Annotated in this window: 14 protein-coding genes; 2 read left to right on the top strand and 12 right to left on the bottom strand. The window is 65.4% G+C overall.

Going from position 1 to position 12,978, the window contains the following annotated elements:
- Positions 1-13 precede the first annotated feature (13 nt).
- The 7 genes from K663_RS08275 to K663_RS08245 all read right to left on the bottom strand — a co-directional run bounded on the left by K663_RS08275 (position 14) and on the right by K663_RS08245 (position 4,677).
- Positions 14-1,327, bottom strand: coding sequence for a TraB/VirB10 family protein (locus K663_RS08275; protein ID WP_013846822.1), 1,314 nt, complete (start codon positions 1,325-1,327; stop codon positions 14-16).
- Positions 1,324-2,082 (bottom strand): type-F conjugative transfer system secretin TraK, encoded by a 759-nt coding sequence (locus tag K663_RS08270; protein WP_013846821.1) that lies wholly within the window; start codon positions 2,080-2,082, stop codon positions 1,324-1,326. The genes K663_RS08275 and K663_RS08270 overlap by 4 nt, the downstream gene beginning before the upstream one ends.
- A complete protein-coding gene (locus K663_RS08265; RefSeq protein WP_013846820.1) occupies positions 2,066-2,704 on the bottom strand; it encodes a TraE/TraK family type IV conjugative transfer system protein in 639 nt (212 codons plus the stop codon). The genes K663_RS08270 and K663_RS08265 overlap by 17 nt, the downstream gene beginning before the upstream one ends.
- Positions 2,705-2,712: 8 nt before the next feature.
- Positions 2,713-2,979, bottom strand: coding sequence for a type IV conjugative transfer system protein TraL (locus K663_RS08260; protein ID WP_013846819.1), 267 nt, complete (start codon positions 2,977-2,979; stop codon positions 2,713-2,715).
- A gap of 136 nt (positions 2,980-3,115) precedes the next feature.
- Positions 3,116-3,433, bottom strand: a complete 318-nt coding sequence (locus K663_RS08255; RefSeq protein WP_013846818.1) for a hypothetical protein — start codon at positions 3,431-3,433, stop codon at positions 3,116-3,118.
- 181 nt (positions 3,434-3,614) lie between these two features.
- Positions 3,615-4,385, bottom strand: coding sequence for a DsbC family protein (locus K663_RS08250; RefSeq protein WP_013846817.1), 771 nt, complete (start codon positions 4,383-4,385; stop codon positions 3,615-3,617).
- Complete coding sequence (locus K663_RS08245) at positions 4,372-4,677, bottom strand: hypothetical protein (protein WP_013846816.1); 306 nt, start codon at positions 4,675-4,677, stop codon at positions 4,372-4,374. The genes K663_RS08250 and K663_RS08245 overlap by 14 nt, the downstream gene beginning before the upstream one ends.
- Positions 4,678-5,126: 449 nt before the next feature.
- Here K663_RS08245 and K663_RS08240 point away from each other — a divergent pair, with 449 nt between their 5' ends.
- Positions 5,127-5,543, top strand: a complete 417-nt coding sequence (locus K663_RS08240; protein ID WP_013846815.1) for a helix-turn-helix domain-containing protein — start codon at positions 5,127-5,129, stop codon at positions 5,541-5,543.
- A gap of 46 nt (positions 5,544-5,589) precedes the next feature.
- Positions 5,590-6,258, top strand: coding sequence for a MobA/MobL family protein (locus tag K663_RS08235; protein ID WP_013846814.1), 669 nt, complete (start codon positions 5,590-5,592; stop codon positions 6,256-6,258).
- 59 nt (positions 6,259-6,317) lie between these two features.
- Here K663_RS08235 and K663_RS08230 read toward each other — a convergent pair whose 3' ends face one another.
- From K663_RS08230 to K663_RS08210, 5 genes are read right to left on the bottom strand one after another with little or no spacing between them, the layout of a single operon-like run.
- Entirely contained in the window at positions 6,318-7,892 is a 1,575-nt protein-coding gene (locus K663_RS08230; RefSeq protein WP_235589401.1) for an efflux transporter outer membrane subunit, read from the bottom strand.
- Positions 7,865-9,001: an ABC transporter permease gene (locus K663_RS08225; RefSeq protein WP_013846812.1), complete on the bottom strand. Its 1,137-nt coding sequence runs from the start codon at positions 8,999-9,001 to the stop codon at positions 7,865-7,867. Before K663_RS08225 ends, K663_RS08230 begins: the two co-directional genes overlap by 28 nt.
- Positions 9,001-10,128 carry an ABC transporter permease gene (locus K663_RS08220; RefSeq protein WP_013846811.1) on the bottom strand — a complete coding sequence of 376 codons (1,128 nt, stop codon included), beginning with the start codon at positions 10,126-10,128 and terminating at the stop codon, positions 9,001-9,003. The genes K663_RS08225 and K663_RS08220 overlap by 1 nt, the downstream gene beginning before the upstream one ends.
- A complete protein-coding gene (locus tag K663_RS08215; RefSeq protein ID WP_013846810.1) occupies positions 10,125-11,924 on the bottom strand; it encodes an ATP-binding cassette domain-containing protein in 1,800 nt (599 codons plus the stop codon). Before K663_RS08215 ends, K663_RS08220 begins: the two co-directional genes overlap by 4 nt.
- Positions 11,921-12,919 (bottom strand): HlyD family efflux transporter periplasmic adaptor subunit, encoded by a 999-nt coding sequence (locus K663_RS08210; RefSeq protein WP_013846809.1) that lies wholly within the window; start codon positions 12,917-12,919, stop codon positions 11,921-11,923. The genes K663_RS08215 and K663_RS08210 overlap by 4 nt, the downstream gene beginning before the upstream one ends.
- Positions 12,920-12,978 lie beyond the last annotated feature (59 nt).

Genomic DNA, 12,978 nt, shown 5'->3' with positions numbered 1-12,978 from the left:
AGGAGCCGGCGCATCAGAATTTGCTCCCGGCGGTCGGCTTGATTTCGAGGGTGACGCCCTCCTGAATCACGACCACGACGTCCTTCGCCGCGCCGACCTCGACGATCGGCCCCGCCTGACGCGCGAGATCGAGATAGAAATCCGTGAGCTTCTCGGACGATCGCGACAGGCCGCCGGCGATGCCGGCCTGTGCGGCGTCGCCCGCATCGAGCGTGCGCACCGAACCCAGCGCCGAGGTCGAGACGTCACCGACGGTGTTCTGGACCGTATCGGCGACCCCGGTGATGGTGCCGGCGATGAACGCGCGGGCGAGCGCAGCCCCGGCGCGGGTGACGACCTTGCCGGAGAGGCCCTTCTTGCCGTCGGCGTCGACGAAGAAGCCCTTGATGGGCTGGTCGACGACCGAGCGTTCGTCGAAATCGACGCAGGAGAGGCTGACCAACTGGACCTCGACCCGTTCCTTCGCGAGCGACCCGGTGGCGTTGCCGATGACGAAGCAGCCGGCGAGGTTGGCTTTGACGTCATTGGGCAGGACGGCGGGGGCTTGCACCCGCGCGATCAATGGTTCGGGATTGTTGGTCGCATCCCGGCTCGCCAGCGCATCGATCCCGGTGAGGAGCCGCGCCTTCATGAAACCAGGTGGCAAATAGATGGTCCGCGTCTTTTTTTTAGCGGCCTGTGCCCCATCGGCGGCCGCGACCGGGCTGGTCGCGGCGCCGATCGCGCCCACGGTCTTCTCGACCGGCGGGGCCGGAGGCGCGGGCGGCGCGGCAGGCGGTGAGGGCGGCTTCGCGACGGACGGATCGATGTCACCGGTCGCGGGCGGTTCGGGAAAATCGGGAACCGAGCCGGGTATTGCCGGAGGCAGATCGCCGTCGAGCGCATGGGGCGGCGTGCCGGCGCCGGGCACGACCTTGCCTTCCTCGATGGCGGTGACGCGATCGCCGAGCAATTGCTGTCCGTCGAGGATCTTCTGGAGGTCGCCGCGCAGCTTGACCTCGAGGCTGTCGCCGCGAAGCCCCGCGCCCATGTCGAGCTTCGAGCTGGGCGATGGCGCGGCCTGCTCGGTCTTGTTGCCGCTCGCCGTATAGAGGCCGAGCCCCAGCACGCCGATCGCGCCGGCGACGCCAAGCTGCCTTAAGCGCAGCTGCTGGCGTGCGGTCAGCGTTTGCCACCGCGTCTTGAGATCGAGCAGCGCGGGGCCGCGCGTATTCTCGCCAGAACGAGGGCGGTCCGCCTCATAGCCGTCGAGGTCGAGTTCCTCCGCGCGATCGTCAGGACCGCGCCCGCGGGGCCCGCGACCGCCGCGAGAGTCCCCGCCGCTCATTGCCCGGCTCCCCGGCGAACGACGATCAGCCGCGCGGCTTCCCCGGCCTCGATATTGCCCCGGTCGAGCGTGATCGCGAAGATGTTGGCGCCGAGCGCGCCGTCGAGAAAACCGCGTTCGTCGAGCTGCGCGCCGCCAGCGGCAGAGACCAGATATTCCGATGCCGAGAGGCCGGACCCGTCGATCTCGATCCGGCGTCGTTCCTCCAGCGTGGCGCCCGGCAGCGCCCGGAGCCGGATCGGACCTGATCGCGGCGCGACGCTGGTGAAGCTCGCCGGGATCCGGTCCTGGAGCATCGAGAGCGTGATCGAGACCGCCCGTTCTTCTTCGACCAGGGGCCCTAGCAGTTCCTCATTGGCGCGGGCGCGCTGGGGAGCACCGGGCTGGAGCAACACCGTCTGCGCCGGAATGTCCGACGGCTCGGCATAGAGCGCATAGACCGCGCCGTTGCAGGTGATGAAGAATTCGGACGGTACGGTGACGAAGCTGCGCGTCACCATCCCGGCATCGTCGATCTCGCGAACGAGGAACTTGATCCAGGCGTCCGATCCGGCACGCTCGACGGCGATCGCCTTTTCGGCCGAAAACCTGACGTCCTCGATTTCGCCGCCCGCGCAGACGACATGGTTGATGTCGCGATTGGACAGGCGAATGGTGCTGGTTTGATCGGGCAGCGCGGTGACGGTCTGCGCCATTGAGGGCAATGGCGTGGCCAGGAGGGCGAGCGCCAACGCCCGCTTAACGGGGGTTCGCATCGAAATTTTCCTCGGTAAGGGCGGTCAGCCAGAAACGGCCATTGTCGATCACGTAGCGAATCCGCAGATTGCCCCGGAATTTGCGGATCACGCCGCCGATCACCCGGACCTTCTCGACCGGCACGAGTATCTCGGTCCGGGTCCAGGTCACGGGCTGATCGGGACGGATGTAGGTCGCGATCGAGAGCGTGGGGTTGTTGGCCAGTTCGTCGAGCAGCCGGTTGAGGCTGTCGCGCAGGCTGTTGTAGGTGGACGGATGCGTGATGCTCAGCAGTTCCTGGAACTGCCGGTCGGCCGAGTAGGCTGAATAGGTTCCCGAAAGCGACACGACATTGCGAGTCATCGAGCGCAGATAGGCCTCGGACGGCTCGCCGCCCGTGACATAGAGGTCGCCGCCCGCGCCGAAGGGGACGATGACCGTCCGGGTGTTCTGGTTGGAGGTGTAGATCACCATGCCCAGCACCGCCGTGATACCGAACAGGCCGATGACGGCGAGCTTCAGCAGTCGGTTCTCCTCGAACAGGTTGCTCGCTCCCTGCAGGTAGCGGTGGATGCCATAGCTGCCGGGCTTGCCGATCAGCGGATCGCGTGGGGGTGTGTCGGGGGATTTGCGTCCGAACATGGCCCGCCTCACTCGTAGAACCGGGTCTGGGTCGGACCCGGATAGTTGGACCAGCGGACAAGCCCCCAGCGCCAGGCCATGTGCGGGATGAAGCCGCGCGGCTTGGTGCGGAGCCAGGGAACGAAAAGGAGAAGACCCGCGACGAGCGCCCAACCGAGCATCCCGCCCACGATCACGGCGACGAAGATCACCGTGATCACGAGCACGAACTCGTCCGATCCAAACCACAGGATCTGGACAGGTTTGTGCAGATATTGGGGTAGCCGCTCGTCCACGAGCCTTCTCCTCCTTGCGTCGTGACCTCCCTGCGAAGCTGGTTGAACTTCGGGGGTTGTCCCGCCAGTGCGCCTCATGCGCCCTGGCCCGTTGAGGTCCGCCGACCGCGCCCAGGCGCGGCGGCGGACCAATCCGTCAGATGACCATTCCGAATGTCTGGAGGATCGAGTCCGCCTTGATCAGGCAGACGGCCGCCACGATGGTCGGGATGCCGATCATGATGTTCGAGAAGAGCCTGCTCACGCCGAACAGGAAGGCCGCGACGCCGCCGACGAAGCCGAGCGGGCCTTTGACCCCTTGATTGACCACGATATCGTAGATGTCGTAGCCGAGGTCGCCGGCCGCCGGCGCCGAGAAGGCGTGAGCCCCACCGGCCCCGAGCAGCGCGAGCAGGGTTACGGGAATGCCGACATTGGCGATTGAGGCGGATTGTCTGCCGAGTGTTTTCAACATGCACTTGCTCCAGGGAAGATGGGCCGCTCCGGGGACTGCTTGCCGGCATCGATGAGGATCGCTGTCGGCCGACGGCGAGGCTGGACGGCCCGGTTCGGGTCCCGCCGCCGGCATTGGGATTTGCGCGGCAGCGGCAGGGCCGATGCACCGCGCGTTCGCGATGTGAGGAGCCGGAAGGCGATCAGCGGCCGGCATTGGCGAGCGCCTTCTTACCGTCGAGGAACGCCTCGATCTCGGCCTGCCGGAAACCGGAAATCATCTGTCCGTCCGCGATCAGGGTTGGCGTGCCGGTGATGCCGGTCTTGCCGACGATTCCTGCATGCGCCTCGACCCTGGCCTTACCTTCCGCGCATGTGCGCAAAGGCGTGGGCGCGGCTCCGGCGTAGATCGCCTTGAACGCCGCTTCCTTGTCCGGGGAGCAAAGGACATGCTCGGCCTTGGCGGCGGCCTCGGCGTGGATGCCGGAGACGAAGAAGATCAGGCGCCGTACCGGCTTGCCTTCGGCGGCCTTCGCCGCCCAGAAGCGCTCGAGCGCGCGGCAATAGGGACAATCGGGATCGGTGAATTCGACAACCGTGGGCGCGCCCGCCGGACCGATGGCGAGAGCCATGCCGGTGTCGATCCCGGCGAGTTTCTTCGCTGAAGCGGTGTTCTGCGCCAGCGCGGTGAGGTTCTGGCCGTTGCGGTCGTAGATTTCCGCGAACAGCAGATGTTCGCTGTCAGGCGCATAATAGATGATGCGGCCGCCTGCCGTCGCCTGATAGATCGGGCCCTTGACGGGCGCCGGCCCGAAATCCTCGAATTGCAGATTGACGAATGTCTGCCGCAATTCGCTTTCCGCGTCGCGCGCGGCGGCGGTAAGCGGATCGGCGGCTTGCGCGAACGCCGCGCCTTGAGCGGCAACCAACAGGGGGAGAGCGAGGGTTGTGGCCCCCAACTTACGGATGCGCATGCGAAGTCTCCTGAAGAGTGCTGGCGGGGCGGGAGAGCAGGCGCGCATCGATATGCGTGCCCGTTCCCACCGGGATGTGATCGGCGGTGACGGTTGCGGGCATCGGCTCCGTCCGGTTCGTCGCGGCGGCGCGCAGAACGAACCCATCGACCGTCGCCACCACGATGCGCGGCTGCTCGGCCACCGGCGCGACAACTGTCTGTCGGCCATGTCCGCCGGGTCCGGCACAGGCCGTCGTCGTGACGATCAGTGCGCCCAGGGCAGCCGTCATCGCTTTGGCAATCGGCATCATGCACGACTCCATGCTGGCGCCCCGCGCCATGGTTGATGAATACTTAATGGTCCGAAGTATCAGGTCCGATTCGACTTGAACCCTCGGAACACGATCTGAGTGATTTGAAACGAAGAGGATTGCAACAGGACCCGGCAGCGTAGTGCCTGAAATGGCGATATTAGCCGTAAATATGCGAACTTAGCCTTATAAACTCGCTTTCGGGATCACATGGCCTGATCCGGTGCCGGTTCGACAATGAAGTTCCTGAATGATCCGATGTGGAGGAAACGGGAAATTATCTGCCCATTGCGCGTCAGAAAATAAATATGCTCGCGCATCCGTTGCAAATGAGCAGAAATATTCCTCTAAAATCATCGGCATCTATTCTTGATGCCGACCGCTTCGCGATTCTACCTTCGCCGGATAACCCACAGAGCCCGACGGGCCGAACCGGGGAGGAAGGACATATGGCATCCGATGGAAAATTCGCCGACGTCGACCTGTCGATCTTCAAGGAACTCAAGAAGCTCTCCGGCGAGAAGATCAGGCAGGCGCGAAAGGCGCTCGGTTTGACGCAGCTGGAGGTCGCCACCGAAATGGGCGGAAGCCTGCGCTGGTATCGCGCGATCGAGTCCGGCGATCCGGGGATAAGGCTGGAGGATCATCTGATCGCACTGCTCCGGCTCGGTGCATCGACCGCGCATATCGCGCTGCCTGTCCTCTATGCGGGCCAACGCATGCGGTTCCCGCGGCAACTGATCCACGGCGACCTCGCCTACATCGAGCGCAAGTGCATCGAGGCGATCTCGGACGCGGTGATCACCGGGTTGAAACAGGACCTCTTGCCGGAATGGTCGCGGAACGACGGGAAGGACCGGTCATGAAAATTGACGGTCCGGTTCGGGCGTGACGCTGGGACAGGAGGAAAAGATGGCGATCTTTCATTTCCATGTGAATATCATCAGCCGCGGCGCTGGACGCAGCATCGTCGCGGCCGCGGCCTGGCAAAACAGCTGCCGGCTGTACGATGAGCGCTACGGCCGGTTTTCCAATTTCGCGAACAAGCGGGCGGTCGCCTGGTCGGCGCTGATACTGCCGTCCGGGGCCCCCGCGCAGTGGGAGGATCGCGAGTGTTTCTGGAACGCATTGGCAGCAGCCGAAATCCGCAAGGACGCGCAGCTCGCCAGGCAGTTCGACGTCGCGCTGCCCGATGAACTGGACCTGCCGGCGTCGATCGCGGTCCTGCGGCGTTTCGCCAGCGAGATATTTTGCGTCGCGGGTTTTGCCGCCGACCTGACGCTGATCGAGATGGGCGACACGCCCAGGGGCAAGCGCCACCATGGCTATCTGCTGATACCGACCCGTCCGATCGTTGACGGGCTGTTTGGCCAGAAACCGCGCGAATGGAACAGTCGCGGGAAGCTGCTCGACATCCGTGCCGCTTGGGCGAGGGTCCTGAACGATAAGTTCGCGGCGCTGGGATATGATGTCCGCGTCGATCATCGATCCAATGAAGAACGTGGCATTAAGGCGGCACCGGTTGCGCATATCGGCGTGGCCCGCAAGCGCATCGCGGCGCGCGCCCGGCAAACATCCTGACAACACCTTACGTTGATGAACATCGGTGGCTTTGCTCATCGCCGCTTCTGGCGCCGCACTCAATTCGCTTTAGCTGCCGTCGATTCCGATGCGTTCCCGATCGCCTTGTTGAGCGCGGCATAGCGGGTTGCGAGGCGCCCATTGCTGTCCGCCAGATCGCGCGACGCCTGCAGCATCGTCCGCTGGCTGTCGATGACGTCCAGCCAGGTGATGACCCCGCCCCGATAGCGCGCGGATGCCAGATCGAACGCGGCCCGCGCGCTGTCGAGCCGCGCGGCCAGCATCGCGTTCTGCTGCTGCTCGGCGGTATAGCCATTGAGCGCATCGTCGATCTCTTGCCAGGCCTGAAGCACGGTCTGCTGGTAGGAGACCGCCGCTTCCTTCTGCTCCAGCTCGCGAAGCTGGACGACGCGCTTGCGCCGCCCGCCATCGAACAGCGGCAGGCTGACGCTCGGCCCGATCGACCAGGCGCGGCTCGCCCAGTCGAACAGGTTCTCGGCTCGATAGGATTCGAGGTTGAACCCACCGCCGAGGCGGATGCTCGGATACATGTCCGCTTTGGCGACACCGATATTGGCAGTGACGCTGTGCAACCGGGCTTCTGCCGCGCGGATATCAGGCCGGCACAACGCGATCTCGGAGGGAAGGCCGAGCGCCAGATCGGGCAGCGCGGGCTTGCCGGCATCGGCCACCGGCTTCAGCAGATCGCCTAGGGCGCCGGGCCGTTCCCCCAGCAGCAGGGCGATCTGGTTGGCCTGCGCGGCTTCCTGGGCGAGCAGCGCGGGCAGTTGCGCCTCGATCCCCTGCAATTCGCTACGCTGGCGTTCGAGATCGAAGTGATTGTTAATCCCACCCGTGGTGCGGGCCGAGAGAAGATCGGTGCGTTCCTTGAGCGCCGTGATGTCCTCCCGCGCGAGCGCAATCTTGCGCTGGGTCGCGCGCAGATCGAAATAATTGCGCGCGACGTCGCTGGCAAGGCTGAGCCGGGCATGATCGAGCAGCGCGGCCTGCTGCGCGACGCCCGCATCGGCCGCCTCGAGCGACCGCCGGACCTTGCCCCAAAGGTCGAGCTCCCAGGAGGCGTCGAGCCCGGTCTGGTAGAGCGTGAACGGCTCGCTCAATAGCTTGACCAGGGCATCCCGATCAGAACCTGACGAGGAGCTCGATACCACGTTGAGCAGCCGCGTACTGGCGCCATGTTCGCTCTGGCGCTGGCGCGACACCTGCCCGCTGGCATTGATCTGCGGCAAGCCCTGCACCGCCGCGCTACCACGCTGGACGCGCGCCTGCGCGACGTGCAGCGCGGCGGTCTGGAGGTCCGGGCTCGCGGCGAAACCGCGGCGCACCAGTTCATCCAGCACGGGATCATTGAACGCCCGCCACCAATCGGCAGGCAATGTGGCGTCCGTGCCGATGGCCCCATGCAGGCTGGCGTCGCCGCTGCGCCAACTCGTCCAGTCGGCGGGCGCGGAGGGCGCCGGCTTCGTGAAGTTCGGTCCCATGGTGCAGCCGGCCAGGGCAAGTGCCATCAGGGAAGAAGCAATTGCCTGCCGGATCGGGATGCTAGATGCGGGCGGAATGAAGGGCATGGCGAAAGTCCAGTTCATCAGGCGAGGCGGTTGCGGAAGAGCCATGCGGCGAGCGGCAGGGTAATGGCTGCCACCACCAGCATCGGCACGAAGTCGAGGGCGACATCGGCGAAGACCGCGCCCTCAAGATAGATGCGGCGCACCATATCGATGCCGAAGCGCAGCGGATTGACGTAGGTGATGAGTTGGAGGATCTGCGGCATGTTGCGCACCGGCGTCAGCATGCCCGACAACAGCATCAACGGCATCACCAGCAGGAAGGTATAGAGCATCGCCTGCTGCATGGTGAGCGACAGGGCCGAGATCGACATGCCGATGCCGACACCCGCGGCCGTGAACGTGACGAGCCCCAGATAGAGCAGCCAGTAGGAACCGTTCATCGGAATCTCGAACCAGAAGCGGATGATGAGCAGGATGATGGTCGACTGGATGAGGCCGACGAGGATCGAGGGAATAGCCTTGCCGATCAGGATCTGCATCAGACCCAGCGGCGTCACCAGCAGCTGGTCGAACGTTCCCTGTTCGCGCTCGCGCGCGACGGACAGCGCCGACAGCAGCAGGGTCTGCAAAAAGCTCAGCGCCGCGATCATTGCGGGCATCAGCGTCCAGCGCGATTCCAGGTTCGGATTATACCAGGCCCGCCGCTCGACGGTGATCGGCGGGCTGCCGCCCAACGAGCGGCCATAATCGGCAACGATCGCGCCGATCTGGCCTGCCGCCGCCCCCGCCGTCGAACTGTTGCGGCCATCAAGGATGATCTGGATCGGCGCGGTATCGCCCACGGTCAACCGATGCTCGAAGTCGGACGGGATGCTGATCGCGAGCAGCACCTTGCCGCTGTCGATGAGGTCGCCGATCTGCGCGTTGGACGCGAGCGCCGCCTCGCGCCGGAACACGCCGGTGCCGTCGAGCCGCGCAAGCAATTCGGTGGAGGCGGCGCTACGGCTCTGGTCGACCACCGCATAGGGCACATGGGTCAGGTCGTAGGTCGCGCCATAACCGAACAGCAGGGCCTGCATGAGGGCCGGGGCGAACAGGATCGTGCGGTTGGCGGGATCCTTGACCAGCGCCAGTATCTCCTTGCGGACGAGCGCGAAGGTCTGGGCGAGCCAGGCGATGAAGTCGGCGCCGAGTGTCAGTCCAGCAACGCGCATCAGTCCAGCCTCTTGCGCAAGGTGCGCCCGGTGACGAAGGCCAGCAGGACGCCGTAGGCGGCGAGAATCGCGCAATTCTTGAGGACCATTGGCCAGATCGTCCCGGCGAGGAACAGCGATTTCACCAGCTCCATGAAGTGCGTTGCGGGCAGAAGCTGGCTGACGATCTGGATCACCAGCGGCACATTGCGCAGGTCGAAGACAAAGCCCGACAGCATCATCGCCGGCATGAAGCTCGCCAGCAGCGCCATCTGGCTGGCGGCGAACTGGTTACGGGTCGTTCCCGAGATGAACAGGCCGAGCAGCAGCGCGACGATCAGGTAGAGCAGCGAGGCGACAATGATGACGAGGAGCGAGCCGCGGATCGGCACCTCGAACAGGAAGCGCGCTGATATCAGGCAGACGCCCATATCGATCGCGCCGATCACCACATAGGGCGCAAGCTTGGAGAGCACGAGCTCCAGCGGGCGAACCGGGGTCACGAACAGCGATTCCAACGTGCCGCGCTCCCATTCCCGCGCAATCAGCAGCGAGGTGAGGAACGCGCCGATCAGGGTCATCACCAGCACGAGGAGGCCGGGCACCAGATACCAGGTGCTGACGCCCGCCTCGTTGAACCAGGTGCGCTGCACCAGCGTGATACCGCCTCCCGATCCGCTACCGGATCGATCCATTATATGGCGAGAGGCTGTCTGGATCCCGCCGTTCACATAGCCTTCGATTGCGGACGCTGTCGTCGAATCCGCGCCGTTGACGATAAGCTGTATCCGCGCATCGCCCGCGGCTCGGCGCTGGGAGAAATCGACCGGCACACGCACGATGCCCTCGACCTTATGCGCGCGGATCAGCCTGACGGCCTCGTCCATGCTCGCGGCTGCGACGGGCACGAGATAGGGTGAGCCGCCGATCCCCGCGACCGCTTCCTGAGCGGCGGGGGAGCGATCCTCCAGCACGATCGCGACCGGCGCATCCTTCACGTCGAAGGACAGGCCGTAGCCGAACAGCAAGATGAGCGCGAGCGGCAGCAGCAGACCGACGAACAGGTTGCTCTTGTCGCGCAGGAGCTGGCGCACTTCCTTGCGGGTCAGCGCGATCAGCCGCCTGTGGAAGCCTGAGGCGCTGCTCATGCGGCCACCTTCTCATTGGTTTGGCGGGCACGGTTCTGTTCGACGATGGCGATGAAAGCCTCGTTCATGTCGCTTGCGTCGTCGCCGGCCTGTTCGCGCACCTCGGCAGGCGTTCCGAGCGCGAGCAGTTCGCCGGCATCCTGGATGGCGATGCGGTCACAATATTCCGCTTCTTCCATGAAATGGGTGGTGATGATGATCGTGACGCCGCCCTGCGCCAGGCTGGTGATCGTGCGCCAGAAGGCGCGGCGCGCGAGCGGGTCGATGCCGCTGGTCGGCTCGTCGAGGAAGAGGATGTCGGGCTCGTGCAGCAGCCCCGCCGCCATGGCGAGCCGCTGCTTGTAACCGACCGGCAGGATGCCGCTCTGCGCCGACGCATCAAGATCGAACTGCGCGATCACCGCCTTGACCCGCTCGCGTTTCCGCTCGCCGCGCAGACCATAAGCGCCGGCGAAGAATTCGAGATTCTCCCTGACCGAGAGGTTGCCGTAGAGCGCGAACTTTTGGCTGACATAGCCGATCCGTGCCCGCGCCTTGGCGCGTGCCGTGCGCAGATCGACACCCGCCACCTCGAGATGACCGCTGGTCGCCGGGAGCAGGCCGCACAGCATGCGAAATGTGGTGGTCTTGCCCGCGCCATTGGGGCCGAGCAGCCCGAAGATCTCACCGCGCTGCACGTCGAAGGACGTGCTGGCAACGGCAGTGAAATCGCCGAACTTGCGGACGAGATCCCGCACGACGATCACTGGCCCGTCCCGTTCCCCGGCAGATGGCGACGCGGTTTCGGCCGTACCGTACCGATCCCCGTCTTCCTTGTTCGTGTTCGCATCATCGGCTGCTTGTGCCGGCTCGTTCTCATGCTCGCGCAACAGCAGCATGAAGGCGTCTTCGAGTTCGGCGTCGCGTGGCTGGACCCTTGTGTCGGACAGCAGGTCGGCCAGCGCTGCTTCGTCGCATTGCGGCCTGCGAATGAAATGAACGTCGCCGCCCTTGGGAACCGCATCGATGATCCGGTCCGGTGCATCGATCAGGCGGGCCTGGAGAACCCGCGCGGGCCGATCCGGCAAGGCGTCGGCCACATAACCGAGGCCTTCGGCCCTCTTTCGCAGCGCATCCGGCGGGCCGTCGGCCAGTATCCTGCCGTGATGGAAAACGAAAATCTGCCCGCAGCGCTCGGCTTCGTCCATGTAAGCGGTGCTGACGATGACGCTCAATTGCTCGTCGGCGATGAGCTGGTCGATGATCTTCCACAGGTCCCGGCGCGAGAGCGGATCGACCCCGACGCTCGGCTCGTCGAGCAGCAGCAGGTCGGGCGAGCGCACCAGCGTGCAGGCTAGCCCCAGCTTCTGCTTCATGCCGCCCGACAGCTTGCCCGCCGGCCGGTCGGTGAAGCGCGCCATGTCGGTCATCTCGAGCATCCGGCCGAAGCGCTCGCGGCGCACCTCCTGCGGCACGCCGTGGAGGTCGGCGTAGAGATCGAGATTTTCCTGGACGCTCAGATCCTCGTAGAGGCCGAAGCGCTGAGGCATATAGCTGATGCGGTTCTGCACCGATTGCGGATCGGCGCGCACGTCGATGCCCAGCACATTGAGGCTGCCCTCGTCGGGGCGCAGCAGCCCCGCCATCATTCGCATGAGCGTGGTCTTGCCCGCGCCGTCGGGACCGACGAAGGCGGTCAGCTCGCCCGCGCGGACGGTCAGCGAGATGTCGTCGATCGCATCGAACGGCTTGCCGTCGGGCGCATCGAAGCGTTTTCGCAAGCCCTCGATCGCGACCGTTATGTCGGGCTCGCTCACCGCGCCGCGCCGCCATTGCCGGTATTGATCCGCACCGTCACCGGCTGCCCAAGCCGCAGGCGGTTGGCCTTGTCCTCGACCTGCACCCGGACCTCATAGACGAGGCTGGTCCGCAGTTCCTCGGTTTCGACCGACTTGGGCGTGAATTCGGCGACCGACGAGATATAGCCGATCCTGCCGGGCACCGGTTGATCGGGCATGCTGTCGCTGACCACGCTCGCCGCCATGCCCGGCTTGATGCGGCCAAGGTCGGGCTGGTTCACATAGACCCGCACCCATTTGGGATCAGCGAGGGCGATGGCGAACACCGCCTTCTGCGGCGAGGCCATGTCGCCCGGTTCGAGCAGGCGCGAGCGCACCACCCCATCGACCGGCGCGCGCAGCACGCCCTGGTCGATCCGGTGCTGGAGCAGCGCGACCTGCGCCTGCGCCGCCTTCACCTGGGCTTCACCACCCGCGACATCTTCCGCCCGCGGGCCACGCCGGGCAAGGCGGAGCGCTTCGGCCTGTTCGCGCGCCCTTGCCCGCGCCGCCACTGCCGTCTTGCTGGCATGATCGACATCCTGCGCGCTGACCCCGCGCCCCTGGGTCGAGGCGGCAATGCCGCGAAGACGCGCGAGATCACCTTCCGCGCGCGCCGCCTCGGCTTCCACCGACGTCAGGCGCGCCTGGGCCTGGGCGATTTCCTCCGGCCGGGAGCCATTGCGCAGGCGCAGCAGATTCTGCCGCTGCACCTCGCCCTGGGCTTTGGCTTCCTCGGCCTGCAGGTTGAGCGACACGGTATCGAGCGTGGCCAGGATGCTTCCCGCCTTCACGCTGTCACCTTCCTCCGCCCGCACTTGTGCGATGCGGCCGCTGTCCTCGAACGCGAGCGAAACCTGCCGCACATCGACATTGCCCTGAAGGACAAGTTCGGTCTTGCCGGCATCTTTCCCGCCACACCCACTCAGCGCCAGTCCGGCCATGCCGAGGATACTAAGGGTGCGATTGTGCATGTGACGACTCCGGACGGTGAGGACTGCGGCGAAAAGAATGTTAGTCTAAATCGGATTTA

The sequence above is a fragment of the Sphingobium sp. MI1205 genome (assembly GCF_001563285.1).
Lineage (GTDB): Bacteria > Pseudomonadota > Alphaproteobacteria > Sphingomonadales > Sphingomonadaceae > Sphingobium.
Note: the sequence above shows the minus strand (reverse complement) of the source record. Positions and strands in the feature narration are given on the sequence as shown.